Genomic DNA, 20,249 nt, shown 5'->3' with positions numbered 1-20,249 from the left:
TTCTACAATTGGCGTCATGAACGCCGCTGCAACCTACACCCGCGCCCAGGCGCTGCCCGAGATCCTCAAGCACCGCATCGCCATCCTCGACGGCGCGATGGGCACGATGATCCAGCGCTACAAGCTCACCGAGGAGCAGGTGCGGGGCGAGCGCTTCAAGGACCACCACAAGGACCTGAAGAACAATTCCGACCTGCTGGTGATCACGCAGCCGGCGGTGATCCGCGAGATCCACGAGCAGTACCTCGCGGCGGGCGCCGACATCATCGAGACCAACACCTTCGGCGCCACCACCGTGGCACAAGACGACTTCGCGCTCGGCCACCTGGTGCGCGAGCTCAACCTCGCCGCCGCCAAGCTGGCCCGCGAGGCCTGCGACAAGTACAGCACCCCCGACAAGCCGCGCTTTGCGGCCGGCGCGCTGGGCCCGATGCCGCGCACCGCGAGCATCAGCCCCGACGTGAACGACCCGGGTGCCCGCAACATCACCTTCGACGAGCTGCGCGAGGCCTATCTCGAGCAGGCGCGTGCGCTGCTCGAGGGTGGGGTCGACCTGTTCCTCGTCGAGACCATCTTCGACACGCTCAATGCGAAGGCGGCCGTGTTTGCGCTGGACGAGCTGATGGAAGAAACCGGCGAGCGCCTGCCGGTGATCATCTCGGGCACGGTGACCGACGCCTCGGGCCGCATCCTGTCCGGCCAGACCGTCACCGCCTTCTGGCACAGCGTGCGCCACGCCAAGCCGATCGCGGTGGGCCTCAACTGCGCGCTCGGTGCGGCGCTGATGCGGCCGTACATCGAGGAACTCTCGAAGGTGGCTGGCGACACCTACATCAGCTGCTACCCGAACGCCGGCCTGCCCAACCCGATGAGCGACACCGGCTTCGACGAGACACCCGACATCACCGGCGGGCTGCTGGAAGAGTTCGCGAAGTCGGGCTTCCTCAACATCGCGGGCGGCTGCTGCGGCACGACGCCGGCGCACATTGCCGAGATCGCGAAGAAGGTGTCGGCCTACCGGCCGCGGGCCAAGCACGACCCGCTGTTCAGCGGGCTGGTCGCCGCCTGATCAAGCCAGGCTCAGCAGCTTTTCCATGTTGAGCCGCACCTTCACCTCCTGAGGCGCGACGCCGCCCGTCACGTCGTGCGGGCGCAGCCGCGTGTCGCGCACGGTCGGCTCCACGAGCGGCGTGCCGCTCTTGCTCACGATGCTGGCCACCTTCGGCGCCTTCGCATGCGCGCCGTGGCGCAACACCACCGCGAGCTCACCGCTCGACAAGCGCACGAAGCTGCCCGGCGGGTAGATGCCGGTCGCCTGGATGATGGCCTTGCCGGCCTCGTCGGCCTGCTGGTGTTCGTCGAGGTAGGCGGCCTTGATCGCCGCCGAGGCGGCCAGCGCCGGGCGCGCGCGGCGCATGCTCAGGCGGGCCGAGAAGATGTCGGCCCGCTGCAGCAGCCGGGCCAGTTGCAGGCCCGGGCGCTGGCCGGCCAAGGGGCCGGGAGTCGTGTCGTGATGGTGCTCCACCGCCTCCAGCCACAGCGCATCGCCGACGCCCGCCTGGCTCAGGCAGGCCACCGCACGCTCGGCGTGGTTGTCGATCAAGGCCCGCTGCTGCGGCGCCGGCGGCTCTTCCTGCAGGGCCAGCTGGTCCTGCAGCGCGGTCATCGCGATGTTCATCGTCAGCGCCGCACAGCGCAGCGAGTGGCGCATGTCGGGCGTGAACGAAGGGATCTGGCGTGCCGCCAGCTCGCACAGCACCGCCACCAGCAACCCGTGGGTCACGCTGTAGTGGTGGGCATCGCTGCAGGTGGCCTGCACCAGCAGCAGCAAGGCCAGGTCGGCATCGGCCTCGGTGAGCGCCAGCACTTCGGCCTGGTACTTGTCGAGCTTGGCGATGAAGTCGGCCGGCGCAGGGCTTTGCAGCAGCGCGCGGCCGCGCATCTGCAGGTTCGCCCAGGCGGTGACCGGGTCGACGGCCACGGCCGCGGTGCCGCTGCTGGCCATCACCACCTCGCCGACTTCGGCGCGGGCCATGTGGCCGAGCTTGGCGTTCTGCCGCAGCATGGAATCGAGCTTGCCGGCCAGCGCCCGCTTGAGCAGGTCGCCCTCGAGTTCGTCGACGTAGAGCGCGCGCGACACCAGGCGCTGGCGCTGCGCTTCGGTCGCCACCATCACGCCCTTGGCCAGCAGCAGGTGGCCGGTGGCGTCGCGCACCGACACCGGCGCCGGGTGGCCGGTGCGCAGGATCTCGGGGGGCAGTTGGATGACGGGCATGGCGGTCGTGGAAAACCGGATGCCCGAACCGGGCACCCTGTTTGGGTTTTCGACCCGCCCGCGCCCAACTTGAGGCGTGAGAGCCGGCTTACTTCGCAGTGGCCGTGTTGTTGCGCGGCTTTTCGCCGACCAGGATCTCCACGCGCCGGTTGGTCGCACGCCCGGCCTCGTCGTCGTTGCTGGCCAGCGGGTCGCGCGAGCCGCGCCCGGCGACCGCGATGCGCACCGGCGACATGCCGCGCGCCACCAGCCAGTCGCGGGTGCTGGCCGCACGGTCGAGCGACAGGGCATCGTTGGCGGCGGCGGCGCCCTTGGCGTCGGTGTGGCCGACGATGCGCAGATCGGCGGTGGGCAGGCCCCGCAGCGACAGCACGATCTTGTCGAGCACCGCCGTGGCGCCCGGCTTCAGCGCCGAGCGGTTGGGCTGGAAGGTGAGGTCGCCGGGCAGCGTGATCCAGATGCGCTCGTCGGTCGTCCGCGCAACCGAGGCGCCGGTGCCGCTCAAGGCGCTGCTCAGCTGGCGCTCGGCCGCTTCCATTTGCGGCGAGAAGCCCTTGCCCTCGGTCGTGCCCTTGCCGTAGACCGGGCCGGCAGCCGAGCCCGGCGCCGAGGTGGCCACCGCGGGCACGGGCTTGGGTGGCGGCGAGCCGCAGCCGCTGAGCAGCCCCGCGAGGGAGCCGGTGGCAAGCGCTGCAAGCAGCAGCTGGAGCAGGCGAGGAGGCGAGCAGGAAGGCGTCATGGTGGAATCGATTTTGGTGACGAGCGACGATTGGAGCGCCTGTAACCCCATGCGTTGCAGGGAAGCTGCGCGGGGTTGTAACGAGATCCGGGTGCCCAGAAAGTCTCGCCGTGCGGCTATCGCACAAGGTGGCTGGCGTCTAAAATCCGCGGCTTCCAAGGAGCGTTGCGACGGCGCCCGGCTTCCCCCAGAAGCCAGCGCCGCCAGGCTTGGAAGCTCGCAACGACGCTCACCCCCTGCATGCCCCCGGATCCACCGATCGAGCGCATGCGCCGCGGGTGAGCACCCTGGCGCATGCGCAGTTCCCGTTTCGAACCACGCCATGACCGCCGCCGCCAAACCCACCCACGTCCCGCCCATGAAGTTGTCCGGCCTGGAACCGGTGACCATCGGCGAGGGCACGCTCTTCGTCAACATCGGCGAGCGCACCAACGTCACCGGGTCCAAGGCCTTCGCACGGATGATCCTCAACGGGCAGTTCGAGGAAGCCCTGGCCGTCGCGCGCCAACAGGTGGAAAACGGCGCCCAGGTGATCGACGTCAACATGGACGAGGCGATGCTCGATGCCAAGGCATCGATGGTGCGCTTCCTCAACCTCATCGCCTCCGAGCCCGAGATCGCACGCGTGCCGATCATGGTCGACAGCTCGAAGTGGGAGGTGATCGAGGCCGGCCTCAAGTGCATCCAGGGCAAGGGCATCGTCAACTCGATCTCGATGAAGGAAGGGGTCGACGAGTTCAAACGCCAGGCCAAGCTCGTACGGCGCTACGGCGCCGCGGCGGTCGTGATGGCCTTCGACGAGAAGGGGCAGGCCGACACCTTCGAGCGCAAGATCGAGATCTGCGAGCGGGCCTACCGCATCCTCGTCGACGAGGTCGGCTTCCCGCCGGAAGACATCATCTTCGACCCCAACATCTTCGCGATCGCCACCGGCATCGAGGAGCACAACAACTACGCGGTCGACTTCATCGAGGCCACGCGCTGGATCAAGCAGAACCTGCCGGGCGCGAAGGTGAGCGGCGGGGTGTCGAACGTGAGCTTCAGCTTCCGCGGCAACGACCCGATGCGCGAAGCGATCCACACCGTGTTCCTGTACCACGCGATCCAGGCGGGCATGGACATGGGCATCGTCAACGCCGGCATGGTGGGCGTGTACGACGACCTCGAGCCCACGCTGCGCGAGCGGGTGGAAGACGTGGTGCTGAACCGCCGGCCGGATGCCGGCGAGCGCCTGGTCGAAATCGCCGAGACCGCCAAGGGCGCGGCCAAGGACGACAGCGCGAAATTCGCCTGGCGTGCCAAGCCCGTGCGCGAGCGCCTCTCGCATGCGCTGGTGCACGGCATCAACGACTTCATCACCGAAGACACCGAAGAGGTGTACCAGCTGATCAAGGCCGAGGGCGGCCGCCCGCTGCATGTGATCGAAGGCCCGCTGATGGACGGCATGAACGTCGTCGGCGACCTCTTCGGCCAAGGCAAGATGTTCCTGCCGCAGGTGGTGAAGAGCGCGCGTGTGATGAAGCAGGCGGTGGCGCACCTGCTGCCCTACATCGAGGCCGAGAAACAGGCGCTGATCGACGCCGGCGGCGAGGCCAAGGCCAAGGGCAAGATCGTCATCGCCACCGTCAAAGGCGACGTGCACGACATCGGCAAGAACATCGTCACCGTCGTGCTCCAGTGCAACAACTTCGAGGTGGTCAACATGGGCGTGATGGTCCCGTGCCAGGACATCCTCGCCCGCGCCAAGGTGGAAGGCGCCGACATCATCGGCCTCTCGGGCCTCATCACGCCGAGTCTGGAAGAGATGCAGCACGTGGCAGGCGAGATGCAGCGCGACGACTACTTCCGCGTGAAGAAGATCCCGCTGCTCATCGGCGGCGCCACCACCAGCCGCGTGCACACCGCGGTGAAGATCTCGCCGCACTACGAAGGCCCGGTCGTCTACGTGCCCGATGCGAGCCGCAGCGTGAGCGTGTGCAGCGACCTGTTGTCGGATGAGAAGGCCAGCGCCTACATCGCCGAGCTCAACGCCGACTACGAGCGGGTGCGCCACCAGCATGCCAACAAGAAGGCCACGCCGCTGGTCACGCTTGCGAAGGCACGCGCCAACAAGACGCCGATCGACTGGGCGGCCTACACCCCACCGGCGCCCAGGTTCACCGGCCGGCGCCTCTTCAAGAACTACGACCTGGCCGAGCTCGCCAAGTGCATCGACTGGGCGCCCTTCTTCCAGACCTGGGACCTGGCAGGCCCCTACCCGGCCATCCTCACGGACGAGATCGTCGGCGAATCGGCGCGCCGTGTGTTCAGCGACGGCCAGAGCATGCTCAACCGGCTGATCAAGGGCCGCTGGCTCACCGCCAACGGCGTGATCGGCCTGTATCCGGCCAACACCGTCAACGACGACGACATCGAGATCTACACCGACGAGTCGCGCCGCGAAGTGCTGATGACCTGGCACGGCCTGCGCATGCAGAGCGAGCGCCCGGTGATCGACGGCGTCGCAAGGCCGAACCGCTGCCTCGCCGACTTCATCGCCCCCAAGGGCTCGGGCAAGGCCGACCACATCGGCCTCTTCGCCGTCACCGCCGGCATCGGCTGCGAGAAGAAGGAGAAGCAGTTCCTCGACGACCACGACGACTACAGCTCGATCATGCTCAAGGCCCTGGCCGACCGCCTGGCCGAAGCCTTCGCCGAGCGCATGCACCAGCGGGTGCGCCAGGAGCTGTGGGGCTACGCGGCCGACGAGTCGCTCAGCAACGACGAGTTGATCGCCGAGAAGTACCGCGGCATCCGCCCAGCCCCCGGCTACCCCGCCTGCCCGGACCACACCGTCAAGCGCGAGATGTTCCGCGTGCTCCAGTGCGAGGACATCGGCATGGGCCTGACCGAGAGCCTCGCGATGACACCCGCCGCGAGCGTGAGCGGCTTCTACATGGCGCACCCCGAGGCGACCTACTTCAACGTCGGCAAGATCGGCGACGACCAGTTGAAGGACTGGGCCCAGCGCAACCAGGTCGACGAGAAGCAGGCCGAGCGCGCGCTGTCGCCCTTGCTCTAGCCGCTGTTGTCGCCAGACGACCGGGCTTGCATCCGCTTACAAACGATGCAAGCCCACGCACGGGGTGCATGAATCGACACCATTTGCCCTGTTGCGAGAGGTAAGTGGCACATCGATTGCCAACAATTCACGCTTTTCGAGAGTGATCGCCCCAAACAATCCGCGGCAAGCGTCAGACATGACGACACGCGGAGGGGATCGTGGACAGCACTCATCTTGAGAAGAAGCGCCCGAGCGCAGGCGACTGGCTGAAACGGGGCACGCGCACCGGCCTGGCGCTGGTGATGGCGGCACTCGTCGTCGCCTGCGGCGCCGGCAAGGAGAACGACGACGCAGGCGGGCAGCAACTGCCCGCGAACACCGGCCCGGCGCCCACGCGCAACGAGGCAGCGCGTTTCCTGACGCAAGCCACCTACGGCCCCACCGAGGCCTCGATCAGCGCGTTGACACGCTCGAACTTCGCCGCCTGGATCGAAGCGCAGTTCAACATGCCGCGCCTGCCGCACCGCGCTCACTACGACCGGCGCAACGCCGAGCTCGTCGCCGCGATGCAGGACCCGAGCGCAGCGCAGTTCCGCGAGAGCTACTGGGCCCAGGCGCTGTCGCGCGACGACCAGCTGCGCCAGCGCGCCGCGTTTGCGCTCTCGCAGATCTTCGTGATCTCGTTCGCCGACAGCACGCTGGCCAACAACCCGCGCGGCGTGACCTCGTACTACGACATGCTGGCCGAACACGCCTTCGGCAACTACCGCGACCTGCTGGAGCGCGTGAGCCTGCACCCGATGATGGGCATCTACCTGACCCACATGCGCAACCAGAAGGAGAACCTCGCCACCGGCCGGGTGCCCGACGAGAACTTTGCGCGCGAGATCATGCAGCTGTTCTCGATCGGCCTGTACGAGCTGAACAACGACGGCACGCTGCGCGGCGGCACCGAGACCGAGACCTACACCCACGCCGACATCCAAGGCCTGGCCAAGGTCTTCACCGGCTTCAGCTGGTACGCCGGCCCCAACCTTGCCGATCGCACCAACCGGCGCTTCGGCGGCGCCGATGCACACCCCGACCGCGACTGGCAGCCGATGCAGGCGTACAACGCCTTCCACTCGACCAGCGAGAAACGCTTCCTCGGCCGCACGATCCCGGCCAGCACCACGGCCGATGCCGACGCCGACCTGCGCTTCGCGCTCGACACCATCTTCAACCACCCCAACGTCGGCCCCTTCGTCGGCAAGCTCCTGATCCAGCGCATCGTCACCAGCAACCCGAGCCCGGCCTACGTCGGCCGCGTGGCCTCGGCCTTCAACAACAACGGCCGCGGCGTGCGCGGCGACATGAAGGCGGTGTGGCGCGCCATCCTGCTCGACCCCGAGGCGCGCAACCCCGACCTGTCGAGCCCGAGCTACGGCAAGGTGCGCGAGCCGCTGCTGCGCCTGTCGCATTTCCTGCGCGCGTTCAAGGCCCGCTCGACCACCGGCAACTGGACCGGCATCGACAACACCGATGACCCGGCCAGCCGCCTCAGCCAGACGGCCATGCGCTCGCCCTCGGTCTTCAACTTCTACCGCCCCGGCTTCACGCCACCCAACAGCGCCGCCGCCGCGGCGGGGCTGGTCTCGCCCGAGCTGCAGCTGGCCAATGAAGTGTCGGTGGCCGGCTACCTCAACTACCTGCGCGGAACCTGGCTCACGGTGAACGCCGGCCGCGACATCCAGCTCGACTTCAGCGCCGAGACCGCCATCGCCGACAACGCCACCGCACTCGTCGACCGGCTGAACTGGCTCCTGATGTCGGGCCAGATGACCACGGCCCACCGCGACCAGGTGATCGCCGCCGTCACCAGCCGCAGCATCCCGGCCACCAACCAGACCAACATCGACACCGCACGCCGCGAGCGGGTCTTCATCGCCATCTTGCTGACGATGGCGTCGCCGGACTACCTGGTCCAGAAATAAGAGGGAGCCGATTCATGCGACACGACCACGCCTCCCGCCGCGAATTCCTGCGCCGCGCCGCCATCCTCTCGGGCACGGTGGGCCCAGCCGGGCTGCCCTTCGCGCTCAACCTCGCGACGATGAACGCCGCAGTGGCGCAGACGGCGCCCGGCTACAAGGCCATCGTCTGCCTCTTCCTCTATGGCGGCAACGACTCGGCCAACATGGTGCTGCCCACCGACGCCGCGTCGTGGAATGCCTACCAGACCGTGCGCGCGACGGGCACCGACCCGATCGCCCTGCGCCCGGTGGGCACCGCCCCCGACCCCACGGCCGCACGCGCCTCGCCGGCGGCGCTCGGTGGCGTGCTGCCGCTCAGCCCGAACTTCACCGCCTCGCCGGTCAACAACACCCGCAGCTTCGCACTGCACCCGGCGATGACGGAGATGCAGGCGCTGTTCAACGCCCCGACCGGCAGCCGCCTGGCCGTCATCGCCAACGCCGGGCCGCTGATCTTCCCGATGACCAAGGCCGAGTACCAGGCCAATTCGGCCTCGCGGCCGCGACCCGCCAAGCTCTTCTCGCACAACGACCAGCAGTCGACCTGGCAGGCCCTCGGGCCCGAAGGTGCGCGTGTGGGCTGGGGCGGCCGCTTCGGCGACCTCCTGGCCAGCAGCAACAGCAACACCGTGTTCACGAGCATCTCGGTCAACAGCAACGCGGTGTTCATGGCCGGGCAGAACATCTTCCAGTACCAGATCGGCACCGGCGGCGCCACGGCGGTGGGCGGCATCACCGGCAACCTCTTCGGCTCGGCGGCCGCTGCCACCGCCTACCGCAACCTCATCACGGCCAACGGCGACCCCAACTCCGTGTCGCACCTGCTCGGCCGCGAGCAGACCCAGATCACCAAGCGCTCGATCGACGCCCAGGCGCAGTTCCAGCAGGAGTTCACCAACGCCAACGCCCAGGTGGCACCGCCGTCGCAGTACGTGCCGCCGTCCACCGGCGTTGCCGCCAACAACAACCTCGCGCAGCAGCTGCAGGCCGTCGCCCGCATCATCGCGTCGCGCGGCAACCTCGGCGTGCAGCGGCAGGTGTTCTTCGTCAGCATGGGCGGCTTCGACACCCACGACAACCAGAACCGCGGCCAGGCCGACCTGATGGCGCGGCTGTCGCACGCCATCGGCTACTTCGACACCGTGCTCGGCACGCTGGGCCTGCGCGAGAGCGTGACGCTCTTCACCGGCTCAGACTTCGGCCGCACCTTCACCACCAACGGCGACGGCACCGACCACGGCTGGGGCGCGCACCACTTCGTCTACGGCGGTGCGGTCAACGGCAAGGAGATCTATGGCCGCTTCCCGCAGGTGGGCTTGAACCACAACGACGAAGTGGGCTCCGGCAGCTTCCTGCCCGGGGTGTCGGTCGACCAGATCGGCGCCACGATCGGCCGGTGGTTCGGCGTGTCCGAGAGCAACCTCGACTCGGTGTTCCCCAACCTGCGCAACTTCCAGCGCGACCTGGGGTTCATGCGGGCCTGACGAGCCTCAGGCCGGCGCGGCGAAGAGCCGCCGGTACTGGATCGCTTCGGCCAGGTGCGCCACCTCGATCGACCGGCTGGCCGCGAGGTCGGCCACGGTGCGTGCCACCCGCAGCACCCGGTGGTAGCTGCGCGCCGACCAGCCCAGCCGCGCCGAGGCGCCTTGCAGGAAACGCGTCTCCGCGGCGCCCAGCGCGCAATGCTCGTCGATGGCCGAGCCGGCCAGGCGCGCGTTGGCGCAGCCCTGGCGCGACAGCGCCACGCCGCGGGCCGACTGCACACGCTCGGCCACCTGCGCGCTCGCTTCACCATCGGGAGCCGATGAGAGAGTGTCGGGTGCGACGGCGGGCACTTCGATCTGCAGGTCGATGCGGTCGAGCAAGGGGCCGCTGAGCCGGCCCTGGTAGCGCAACACCACGTCGGGCGAGCAGCGGCAAGCCCTCAGCGGGCTGCCGAGGTGGCCACAGGGGCACGGATTCATCGCGGCCAGGAGCTGAAACGCCGCCGGGTACTCGGCCTGCCGCGCGGCGCGCGAGATGGTGACGCGGCCGGTCTCCATCGGTTCGCGCAAAGCCTCGAGCGCGGCCCTCGGGAACTCGGGCAACTCGTCGAGAAACAGAACGCCGTGGTGCGCCAGCGAGATCTCTGAAGGACCTCGCTGTATTCCGGAAGATCGCCTTAAACCCGGAATATCAGCCTTAAAAGTGCCTGATTGGCACTCTCATATGCCGCTCAAAGCAATTCGACAAGACTGTTGCCTGACGCAGTTTCTGATGGAAATCTGCTCGTTCAGTGCTCCGGGCTAGTTCTTTGCTGCCGCTTGCTCAAGAAGGCCGACAGCTCTTTTTGTCAGGCTCAGCGCTTGAGCGACGGTGCCCAGAGACTCACCCTCGCCAGTCTGCCCGCTGCGTGCTGCTATCGCACGCAAGCAGTAGTTCAGGACCTTGGTCGAAGCGCCCAGTTCCTCGCTTTCATACCTGCTCAGAGTACTTCGATCAATGCCCAGCTCCTCGGCGAAGTCAGTCTTGGTGCGGTCTCCCCGCACCTCGCTCAGCAACTCTTTTTGGGACGTCGGGTATCTCATCTGCCGTGCTACTGTAGCACGGTTGTGATACAGTAGCACGACCCTTCAACGGCCCAGTTGCGGCCTACCATCCGCGAGAGGCATTCATGGCAAGCGCAACCCAAGTCACCGAACTGCTGCGCGCATTCGTCACCAACCAAGACGAGCATTTCCTTGCAGTCGCACTGCAAGTAGCGGCTCACGAGGCAAATCGCGGACACGTAAAGGTGGCCGCTGAGATGCGGGACCTCATTGAAAAGGCCCGGACGCCGTCGTCTCCCCGTGCGAAGTCTCGCGCCGTTCCACTGGCTCAGCCTAGAGGCGAATTGGCCGAGTTGCTGACTGTCCAGTACCCGCAGCAGCATCTATCCGCCATGGTGGTCGGCGAATCGGTCACGACCCGTCTGGAGCGGGTCCTGAAAGAACAGCGCCATCACGAAACGCTGCTCGGCCACGGGTTGAGCGCACGTCGCAAGCTGCTTCTTGTCGGGCCGCCTGGTACCGGTAAGACGCTCACCGCAAGCGTCATGGCCACCGAGTTGCGGCTGCCTCTTTTCGTCGCTCGCTTTGATTCGTTGATCACGAAGTTCATGGGTGAAAGCGCTTCAAAGTTGCGGCTCGTTTTCGACGCGCTTAAGTCGACGCGCGGTGTGTACCTCTTCGACGAGTTCGACTCGCTTGGCCTGCAACGGGGCAGCCAACACGACGTGGCAGAGATGCGTCGGACGCTCAACATGTTCCTGCAGCTGATCGAGCAGGATTCGTCGGACAGCCTTATCGTCGCGGCGACCAACCACGGCGCCGCGCTGGATAGCGCCCTGTTTCGGCGATTCGATGACGTGATCCGCTACGACTTGCCAGACGAGGTTCAGGTGAGCCTTCTGTTGAGGAACAGCTTGTCCCTGTTGGCGCCCGCCAGTTTTGACTACGGCGGCCTCGTGCGCGAGGGCCTCGGCTTGTCGCACTCGGACATCGTCAAGGCTTGCGCTGACGCAATGAAGGATGCGGTGCTGGATGGTCGTGATTTTGTGGATGCGGAGCGAGTGCGCATTCATCTCCACGAGCGGGCTGCTGGTCAAAAGCAGCTCCTCTAATCCCTGTCACTGATGACGAAGCGCCACATTTGAGATAGTTTGCGCGGGTCCTAACAAAATACCCGTGCGTATGCCGCTTGAGCTGGACCACCTATTCGTTCGCGGTTACACCGACCCACAAGACTTCGAATCACCGCGCTCGGGCGCTAGGCCAACCCTCCCCCCAGATCGAAACCGGCATCAGCACGGGAAGCGCCTCATGGCCCAGCTTCAGAAGCTTGGCGTTGAGGTTCAGAACTTGCACGCCCTCAGGGCCAAGGCTGGTTTGCTGGATCCGGGCGGAGTCGCGATCACGCTTGAGGTTTCGCCACCCGGCTGCTTGAACTTCGCTGCGCTCGAGTGGAAACGTGATGACATCGAGGTACTGAGTGTCCGACCGTCCACCAGCAACACAGAGCTGGTCAGCGTATATGTGCCGCAGGGAAAGCTAACGGCTTTCCAGCGAAGGGTTCAGGCGTACATCGCAGAAGACAGTATCCCGAAGCCGGGCAAAGCGCCTCGCCCGAAGCACGCCAACCTAATCAACGCGATCATCTCCTTCCAGCGTGCCGTGTTCGATGAACTCTGGACAGATGAAGCGCCAGCGTCAGAAAACCAGCAAGCGTTTCAAGTCTGGCTTCGTCAAGGAGCGAGGACGGCGAAGGAAACATTCGCTGCCTTCGCAAAACAGGCAGCCCGCTTGGAAATTCCTCTTGATGAGGGATACGTGTGCTTCCCTGGCCGCGTCGTCGTACTCGTCCACTCAACAAGGTCGCAGCTCCAGCAATCCCTTGACTTGCTCGAAGACGTTGCAGAGATCCGCGGCACCTCGCCATCGGCTGAATACTTCCTCAGCGAACTAAAGCCCTATGAATTGGCGGATTGGGTCAAAGATCTAGCGGCGCGCGTTGAGGCAGATGAACTCAGCGAAAGCACGCCCTTTGTCACCTTGCTCGACACAGGCGTAAACCGCCACCACCCCCTACTCGACGCCGCAATAGCAAGCAGCGACCTTCATTCTGTGATGGACGAGTGGGAGAGCCATGACCACGACGGTCACGGCACCGAAATGGCCGGGCTCGCAATACATGGAGATCTTCGCGGGCCCCTCTCTTCCAAAGAGGTAGTCCGAATCGGCCATCGACTGGAGTCGATCAAGATTTGGCCGCCGCAAGGTACAAATCCCGCCCGGCTATACGGCTGGGTAATGAACTCAGCTGCGCAGAAAGTCGAAGAATCAAATGCTGAGCGCCGCCGCACCTTCGCGATGATGACAACAGCGTACGGAGCCACGGCCGGTATGCCCAGCGAATGGTCGGCAACAGTGGACAGGCTGGCATTCGGTTTGACGGGCGACAGCATCAATCAATTCGATCTGCCTCCGGTATCGGCCAGCGGCTTCCCGCAACTCAGGCCGCGCCTCTTCGTACTTTCCGCCGGCAACATCCACTGGGATCAGTGGCACAAGTACCCTGAGAACAACGACCTGCAGACGATCGAAGATCCCGCGCAAGCCTGGAATGCCATTTCGGTGGGTGCATGCACGCAGCAAGTTGATTTCAACAAGGGAAAGTGGCCAGGCCTAACAGCGATAGCCCCTCAAGGAGGGCTAGCACCTTCGTCTCGGACGTCGGTCAGCTGGTCGAGGTCATGGCCTAACAAACCCGACGTGGTTGCTGAGGGTGGCAATGGGTGCAGGGACGCGCGATCGACCGACTCAGTCGTTCGTGGACCCGAGGACCTTCGACTGCTCACGACCTCGCACAATCCAGCTGTGGGACTGCTAACCGAGTCCGGGGATACAAGTGGCGCGGCTGCCGAAGTTGCTCGCATCTGCGCCCATGTCCATGCCCGGTATCCGCAGCTGTGGCCAGAGACGATCCGTGCACTCGTTGTCAATGGCGCGCAATACACGCCAGTGATGATGCAAGGGATCAGTAGGCAATCCAAGCAGTTGGCACGCGACTCTCTGGTGCGACGCTTCGGCTTTGGCAAGGTGTCGCTCGACGCCTCGCTTAATTCCACACTTAAACGGCCGACCCTGGTCCTGCAGGAAGAACTGATTGCCTATACGAAGGCACAGAGCAAAAAGTCCAATGGCACACAGAACAACGGCACCAAGGCCAAGAGCGGCAGCGGTACGCGCCTTGGGAAAGTGAACATCCACGAGTTGCCGTGGCCCAAGGCACAACTACTGGCACTTGGCGAGATGCCCGTTGAGCTGAAAGTCACTCTCTCATACTTCGTGCAGCCCAACCCCAGTCGACGAGGGTGGAGGAGCAAGTTCAGATATCAAAGCCATGGTCTGCGCTTCTCGGTCCGAGGCGCAGCGGAAAGTAGCCAACAGTTCCATCAACGAATCAACAAGATCGACCGCGAGGAAGAAGGCGTCGAAGAATCAATGCCGGAACCGGACAGCGACGCCTGGCTTCTTCGCTACAACGTTCGCTCTCGAGGTTCCTTGCATTGCGATACCTGGACTGGACTCGCAACTGACCTGGCAAATAAGTCCGAGCTGGCAGTGTTTCCCGTGGGCGGATGGTGGAAGGACATGGGAAACGGAATTGGAGCTGATTGGAAAGTCCGATACGCGCTGGTGCTGTCACTGAACGTGCTAGCAGAGTCAGACGTCGACATCTACACCCCGATCGCTAACGAGATCGGAATCAGCGTTGGGCTGTGAGTGAGCAACAGGTTCGGCCGCGCAGAGGTCGAAGGACCGGAAGCGACCGTTTAATGATCCGTTCCGGCAATGTCCTGGTACTCCTCGAGAATCTTGTCGGACAGGTGCTCGAGGTGCTTCAACTCACCGATCTCGCGGATGCTGTCGTATGAGAGGAAGGTGCACATCTGAGCAAGTTCGCGGCCTTCCAGCAATGAGAAAACGGGACGGCGAATCTCCTGCAGCACCTTCTCTTGGCGATCTGCCGGCGCCACGATGTGAAGCTTGATGTTGATGTTGGGCTGAAGGGCCACCAGGTCCGCCATCCGTAGCAGACCGGAATAGACGGATGTGGTGTGCTCTACCTCGAACGCTCGAACGATGCTCCGCTTGCGCAACCACAACACGTCAATCTGCTCGATGGTCTTAATCGTGGACGGGTCGTATCCCAACGGCAGCTCGTCGATCAGCTCGCCAGGCTCAGGCTTCCACACCTTCAGCACACGGCTTCTGTCCGCCTTCGGCAACCAGATCGAGAAGTTCATCATCGTGCCGATGCGCGCGAGCAGCCCCTGCACCTGCATAGATTCACGAACGACTTCCGAGTCTGCCGGCGCCTCCTCGAGCTCATCAGTCACGGGTGGTACTGCAACACTCACGGTTCGGCCGGGCAGCCGGACGGAATGCTCACCACGCCAGAGCGCCTTGACCTCCGCCTGGTAGTAGAAGCGCGAAATCGTGCGAGCCGATCCTGTGAGACCAAAGGACTTGCTGCCTTCGATGATCACGCGGTTGCTTTCGACGATTCGGTGACCGATTGATGGGCCATCCCAGTCGATCTCGTTCACGAAGCCGAAGTAGTCGATGATGGCTCGGCGATCCTTAAGCGAAATGATCGACAGGTTTGCGACCGGGTCGAACGCAGCAAGGTAGGCTCCGATAGCATTTCCGCTGGGACCGGTCAGGTTGTTTTTCTGCCCGGCGTTGGCGATGTACAGCTCGTCGATCAGACGGGCTTTTGAGCTGGCGTCGGTTTCAGAGAGTACACGGTCCATCAGTCCACCCAGTGTCGCGTTAGTGTGGAACTCGTTCAGCATGCGGCGCCAAGCTCCCTGAGGGACCATCGCCTTCGCCACCGCCTCGCTCGCCTTGGTGTTCCCTTTGGCGTTGCGATCCAGCGTACGGATCACTTCATCGCATTCGGCGTCTGAAAGAGGTTGGCCGTCCGCTTGGAGGACGCGTCCTTTCCAGAACCAGCGAAACCGCTGGGTCAACTCACGCCACGCTGCGTCTTTCTCCGCGGCGGGATACGTTTCGATGAAATTCCTGACATGGAGAGCAATCAGTTCTTGATTCATGCGCTCGAATTCGAAGGGGTGTGGCCGGCTAGGAAAGCTCTTCAATCATGAGTTGCACACCGTTCTCTGCGAAGTAGTTGAACTCCTTCGAGCGACGCATGCGCTTTCCTTGGGTATTACACAGCGGGACCTGTCCAAACATCTCTTTGAACTTGAGCAGCAGGGCTCGCTCGAGTTGGTGCCAAGTCTTGACGTTCCGGCGCGGCCGACAGGTGATAACTCGCGCGTGAAAGGAACGCACTCCGCGGATGCCGAGGATCGCTTCCGCTCGGGCCGCGACGCTTTGAGCTATTCGGGCCGTGCCCTTCTTGGTCGTCCCGATATAGGCAATACGTGACTTTCCCCATTCATACCGTAGCTTCTTGTCTGCGACCAGGACGTAAACCAACTTTGACTTGCCAATGGACACTCTCGTCGCTTCCATAGCGTGATCGCGATGCATGGAAAGCTTGAGCCGTCTGAGCGTCATAGAGAAGTAGTCCAGGAGGTACTGTGCTTAGTACTAGTCGAGTCGGGCTTGCGCGATCACTTGGACGCCTGAGGCTTTGCATTTGCTACGCCTGAGGCTGCTCGCAGCGCCGCCGCCCCTGTGGCGGCTGCATTGGTTTCCGGCTGCTTAAAGCGATCACTGCTTGCGAAGGCTCCGAGGGAAAGAGCTAAGCCGGCCCAGACTGCAACGGACAATTGCTGACCGTGCTTGTAGAGCTCGAAGCTCCCAGGTGTGCCGTAAATGCGATAGAGAAAAAAGTACTCGAACCAGAACCATGCAGGTGCGCCGACCGCCCAAGCCAAGGCAAGCGCCGCGACGACGCTTCCCCAACGTGGTCCACCGCATCTGAAAGCGCCGATGGTCAGTGCGATGGTTAGTGCAAACAGCAATACCGCCACACCCAGAGCCACCTTTGTGACTATCGGGCCGCAAGAATTCTTGTCGAAGATATCGATCTTTGGATCGAGTTCTGCCATCTCCCCATACCCTCCGCTGAGATTCCTCAGGTGCCTCACACCAGCGACCCATGGTTGTCACCGCAATCGCAGAAAGTGGTCTTTGTCACCCTTCCTCACCTCGACCAGGTTCTCGAACGCCTTGACCATTTCGGCAAAGCTGGCGTGCCCGTGGTCCTTGGGATCAAACGTCGGATCGAGGCGTTTTATCAGTGGCCAAACGTTGGCCTTGTTAACCCAAGGTTCGCCTTTCGACTCTGATAGCAGATGCAGTGCCCGTCGCAGGATCTCGGCGGCTGGGTCTGGCGGTGGCGGAGGGGCCGTCTTGTCAGCGAAGAGAGGCCCTTCGGCAACGGTCTCCGCGTCCACCACACTTTCGTAGTAGCGAAATTCGTGGCAGCTCTTGGCCCAGTGTTTGTTGGTGTTCTTGCGGTTTCCGATCCCGATGAGGGTGCGTCCAGCTGCTTTCACCTTCTGCGCCACTGGCATGAAGTCGCTGTCACCGCCAATGATGATGACCGTGCTCACGTGCTCAAAGCGGCCAATGTCTTCGGTCGCATCTAGGCACAGCTTGATATCTGCTCCGTTCTTAGCCGACGGCCCTGGCGGGAAGAGTTGGATCAGTTCGACCGCGCTTTGGAGGAGAGCGTCGCGGTAGCGGCCAAAGTACTGCCAGTTGCCGTAAGCCCGGTTGATGGCCACAGGCCCGAAGGATGAGGCGAGTTCAACGAGCGCCTGGACATCCACGACGGCCTCTTGGGGCCTGAAGCGATTGTCCGGTTTGGCGTAGGCACCTTCACCGTAGCGGGCCTCCAGCACGCCGGCATGAAGATTCTCGAAGTCCCAGTACACCGCGACGGTGCCGGCACCCCCGTTGTTCTCGTTCTTCACGGGATCCTCCCTATGCAGTTCATCGTATCGCTGGAAAGACAGGCAGACAACGGAAATTGGCGGGGCCTCGGCAGAAAGCCACGTTCAACGCGCTGATAACTGGCTAGACGTTTGGCACCCCTAACCCTAGGGGTAGCTGCGGAATGAGTCTGGACGGCGCGCCGTATAAGAATGCGCGCGCAAGTACAGACCGAACGATGAAGACCGAGCTCAAACGACTCGGCCCGACACGGAGGTTTGGCATCCAGTGCCGAAGCATCACCGGCAACATGCCAAATTCGCGGCGCTACGAGTCATCGCTTGAGCGTGACTTGATGGAGCTGGTTCGTGACGAGCCGGACTACGAACGCCTTGACGACCAGCCAGTCACCATTCCTTATGGGCAGGGCCAGACATATACGCTCGACGCCTTCATCGTTTGGAAGAGCGAAAGACCGTGGCTCGTCGAAGTCAAGTATCGCGAAGAGTTTGACCGGCAGTGGCGCGAGCTACGCCCGAAGCTGCGGGCCGCTCAGGCATACGCTGAAGCACGAGGCTGGGACTTCTACGTCCTGACCGAGGTGCACATTCGCGTCCCCAAGCTCAAGGCCGTCAAGTTTCTGCACGGCTACCTGCACTGGCCTGCCCAGCCGGACATCGAGAAGCGAATCCTGCAGGCCCTGCGGTCTGGCCCGCTCCTCGCCAAAGACATCGTCGCCACCGCGGCCACGCGCGGTGTGGAACCGGTTGCGGTGATCCCGGTGATGTGGCGCCTTCTGGCGCTTCGACAGCTGTCGATCGACTGGGACAGGCCGATCAACATGGCCATCCCAATCAGCCTGGCTGCCTGAGATGCACAACCTTCTTCCCGGCTCATTCGTGTTCTGGAAGAAGAAGCGCTTCGTCGTCGAAGACCTCGTTGGTTTTGATGAGGTGATCGTGCGTCGCGACACCGGCACCAAAAAGTTCGTCGCTCCGGTGTCCGAGGTCACCCAGGTGGCCGAAGCGAAGTCGAGTCGCTTCATTCATGCCGAGAACGCCGATCAGTGGCGGGACGCGGTCGACGTCTTCCGGCTGCTTCGCCCCCTGCTGGAAAAGGAATCTCATTGCAAGACGGCTGCGGATGTCGACGCGGTGGCCAAGCAACTCGGCCTGTCTCGATCGACGGTCTACAACTACATCGCGCAGTGGAAGGCGTCGGAGAAGCTGTCGACGTTCATGCGCAAGGAACGCACCGACAAAGGCTCCGTGCGCCTGATGCCTGCAGTTGTGAAGATCCTCGAAGAGGTGATCCAGGACTTCTACGCAACGGCCGAGCGCCCATCGCCCACTGCCACCTACGACGAGATCAAGTACCGCTGCACGAAGGCAAACCTGCCGGCGCCGGGCAAGACGACCGTCGTCAAGTTTCTGGACAGGCAATCGAAACGGAAGATGCACGCCAAGCGCTACGGCACGCGCGAGGCTCGGCACAAATACGAGCCGATCCATGGCCACTTCCCGGGTGCCGATTTCCCACTGGCGGTGGTGCAGATCGATCACACACCGATGGACATGATTGTCCTCGACGAGAACCGCGAGCCTTGGATGCGCCCGATTCTCACCATCGTGATCGACGTCTGCACCCGCATGCTCCTGGGCTTTTGCATCACGATGGAAAAACCAGGGCACCTGAACTGCGCCCTGGCGCTCGTTCACGGCATGCTGCCCAAGGACGAGTTCATCAAGAAGCACAACCTGACGCAACCGTGGCCGATCCACGGCAAGCCGCGCAAGGTGTTCGTCGACAACGCCAAGGAATTCCGAGGCTCGGCGCTCAAGCGTGGCTGCGAGCAGCACGACATCATTCTCGAGAACCGCCCCAAGGGCTTGCCGCAATACGCTGGCCACGTCGAGAGAGCCTTCCGCAGCTTCATGCAGGCGCTGCACCGGATACCCGGCACCACGTTCTCCAACACGATCCAGAAGGCGAAGTACGACTCGAAGAAGCGGGCCATCATGACCCTCGAGGAATGCGAGGAGTGGTTCACCATCTTCATCACGTACCGCTATCACCACAAGCTGCACTCCGAAACCGGCTATCCGCCGATCAAGCTCTACCAGCGCTACATCCTCGGCGACGATGAAGTGCCAGGCATTGGACTGCCAGCGCCGATGCCCAACGCGGACACACTGCTCTGGGACTTCCTGCAGCCCTTCGAGCGTGTGATCTCGCCGATGGGGGTCGAGATCGATTGCATCCACTACTTCGACAACGTGCTGCGCCCCTGGGTGAACGCGGTCGATCCGGAGGATCGAAAGAGGAACCGCAAGTTCATCTTTACCCGTGACCCGCGCGACATCAGCCGCATCCGCTTCTACGACCCTGACTTGCGCGAGCACTTCTTCATCCCCTATCGCGACCGAACGCGGCCGCCCATAAGCATCTGGGAGCTCGAGGCCGTCAAGCGCGAGCTCAAGCTGGACCCCAACCGGCAGGTCGACGAGGCGGTGCTCTTCGAGGGCTACGAGCGCATGCGCAACCGGGAGGATGCCTCCGCAAAGGCGACAACGAAGGAGCGCCAGAACCGTAGCCGGCGTAAGACCGCTCAGAAGCTGGCCTCGCAGCGCCCAGCGCACGACCCACACAGCCCGTCCGAACAGCCGTCCAATCCGTCGCTCCAAGGGAACGACTGGGCCGACAAGGCCGATGACGTGCCGGACTTCGACATCGAGACGATGTAATC

General features: G+C 63.8%; 16 protein-coding genes and 1 riboswitch. Of the genes, 8 read left to right on the top strand and 8 right to left on the bottom strand.

What is annotated here, in order from left to right; all coding sequences use genetic code 11:
- The first annotated feature begins 16 nt into the window (after positions 1-16).
- On the top strand, positions 17-1,069 hold the full coding sequence (locus JI745_RS17210; RefSeq protein ID WP_201809682.1) for a homocysteine S-methyltransferase family protein: 1,053 nt from the start codon (positions 17-19) through the stop codon (positions 1,067-1,069).
- Here JI745_RS17210 and JI745_RS17205 read toward each other — a convergent pair whose 3' ends face one another.
- Together JI745_RS17205 and JI745_RS17200 are read right to left on the bottom strand one after the other, a co-directional pair.
- Complete coding sequence (locus tag JI745_RS17205) at positions 1,070-2,275, bottom strand: HD-GYP domain-containing protein (protein ID WP_201809672.1); 1,206 nt, start codon at positions 2,273-2,275, stop codon at positions 1,070-1,072.
- A gap of 88 nt (positions 2,276-2,363) precedes the next feature.
- The gene (locus JI745_RS17200) at positions 2,364-3,014 is read right to left on the bottom strand and encodes an OmpA family protein (RefSeq protein WP_201809670.1); all 651 of its coding nucleotides are present in this window, start codon (positions 3,012-3,014) and stop codon (positions 2,364-2,366) included.
- A 151-nt stretch (positions 3,015-3,165) separates the two neighbouring features.
- Positions 3,166-3,252, top strand: a riboswitch (S-adenosyl-L-homocysteine riboswitch).
- 84 nt (positions 3,253-3,336) lie between these two features.
- Here JI745_RS17200 and metH point away from each other — a divergent pair.
- The 3 genes from metH to JI745_RS17185 all read left to right on the top strand — a co-directional run bounded on the left by metH (position 3,337) and on the right by JI745_RS17185 (position 9,553).
- The gene (gene metH / locus JI745_RS17195; RefSeq protein WP_201809667.1) at positions 3,337-6,075 is read left to right on the top strand and encodes a methionine synthase; all 2,739 of its coding nucleotides are present in this window, start codon (positions 3,337-3,339) and stop codon (positions 6,073-6,075) included.
- A 200-nt stretch (positions 6,076-6,275) separates the two neighbouring features.
- A complete protein-coding gene (locus JI745_RS17190; RefSeq protein ID WP_310738669.1) occupies positions 6,276-8,030 on the top strand; it encodes a DUF1800 domain-containing protein in 1,755 nt (584 codons plus the stop codon).
- Positions 8,031-8,044: 14 nt separating this feature from the next.
- Positions 8,045-9,553 carry a DUF1501 domain-containing protein gene (locus tag JI745_RS17185; protein ID WP_201809660.1) on the top strand — a complete coding sequence of 503 codons (1,509 nt, stop codon included), beginning with the start codon at positions 8,045-8,047 and terminating at the stop codon, positions 9,551-9,553.
- Positions 9,554-9,559: 6 nt separating this feature from the next.
- Here the strand turns inward: JI745_RS17185 and JI745_RS17180 are convergent, their stop codons facing one another.
- Together JI745_RS17180 and JI745_RS17175 are read right to left on the bottom strand one after the other, a co-directional pair.
- Positions 9,560-10,243, bottom strand: a complete 684-nt coding sequence (locus JI745_RS17180; RefSeq protein WP_201812615.1) for an ATP-binding protein — start codon at positions 10,241-10,243, stop codon at positions 9,560-9,562.
- Between the two features lie 111 nt (positions 10,244-10,354).
- On the bottom strand, positions 10,355-10,636 hold the full coding sequence (locus JI745_RS17175; protein ID WP_201809656.1) for a helix-turn-helix transcriptional regulator: 282 nt from the start codon (positions 10,634-10,636) through the stop codon (positions 10,355-10,357).
- A gap of 86 nt (positions 10,637-10,722) precedes the next feature.
- Between JI745_RS17175 and JI745_RS17170 the strand changes: the two genes are divergently transcribed.
- Both JI745_RS17170 and JI745_RS17165 read left to right on the top strand, forming a co-directional pair.
- Positions 10,723-11,709 (top strand): AAA family ATPase, encoded by a 987-nt coding sequence (locus JI745_RS17170; RefSeq protein ID WP_201809653.1) that lies wholly within the window; start codon positions 10,723-10,725, stop codon positions 11,707-11,709.
- A gap of 199 nt (positions 11,710-11,908) precedes the next feature.
- Positions 11,909-14,371: a S8 family peptidase gene (locus JI745_RS17165; protein WP_201809649.1), complete on the top strand. Its 2,463-nt coding sequence runs from the start codon at positions 11,909-11,911 to the stop codon at positions 14,369-14,371.
- Positions 14,372-14,421: 50 nt separating this feature from the next.
- On the opposite strand, the gene JI745_RS17160 is transcribed toward JI745_RS17165, so the two are convergent.
- The 4 genes from JI745_RS17160 to JI745_RS17145 all read right to left on the bottom strand — a co-directional run bounded on the left by JI745_RS17160 (position 14,422) and on the right by JI745_RS17145 (position 17,544).
- Positions 14,422-15,708 carry a hypothetical protein gene (locus tag JI745_RS17160; RefSeq protein WP_201809646.1) on the bottom strand — a complete coding sequence of 429 codons (1,287 nt, stop codon included), beginning with the start codon at positions 15,706-15,708 and terminating at the stop codon, positions 14,422-14,424.
- A gap of 28 nt (positions 15,709-15,736) precedes the next feature.
- On the bottom strand, positions 15,737-16,150 hold the full coding sequence (locus tag JI745_RS17155; protein WP_201809644.1) for a hypothetical protein: 414 nt from the start codon (positions 16,148-16,150) through the stop codon (positions 15,737-15,739).
- 83 nt (positions 16,151-16,233) lie between these two features.
- Positions 16,234-16,674: a hypothetical protein gene (locus JI745_RS17150; RefSeq protein ID WP_201809642.1), complete on the bottom strand. Its 441-nt coding sequence runs from the start codon at positions 16,672-16,674 to the stop codon at positions 16,234-16,236.
- A gap of 57 nt (positions 16,675-16,731) precedes the next feature.
- On the bottom strand, positions 16,732-17,544 hold the full coding sequence (locus JI745_RS17145) for an NYN domain-containing protein (RefSeq protein WP_201809640.1): 813 nt from the start codon (positions 17,542-17,544) through the stop codon (positions 16,732-16,734).
- Between the two features lie 197 nt (positions 17,545-17,741).
- Between JI745_RS17145 and JI745_RS17140 the strand changes: the two genes are divergently transcribed.
- Positions 17,742-18,374 (top strand): TnsA endonuclease N-terminal domain-containing protein, encoded by a 633-nt coding sequence (locus JI745_RS17140; protein ID WP_201809638.1) that lies wholly within the window; start codon positions 17,742-17,744, stop codon positions 18,372-18,374.
- Position 18,375: 1 nt separating this feature from the next.
- On the top strand, positions 18,376-20,247 hold the full coding sequence (locus JI745_RS17135) for a Mu transposase C-terminal domain-containing protein (protein WP_201809625.1): 1,872 nt from the start codon (positions 18,376-18,378) through the stop codon (positions 20,245-20,247).
- Positions 20,248-20,249: the final 2 nt, after the last annotated feature.

This window comes from Piscinibacter sp. HJYY11 (assembly GCF_016735515.1).
Taxonomy (GTDB): Bacteria; Pseudomonadota; Gammaproteobacteria; order Burkholderiales; family Burkholderiaceae_C; genus Rhizobacter.
The sequence above is the reverse complement of the archived record's forward strand: the minus strand, read 5'-3'. Positions and strand labels throughout refer to the sequence as shown.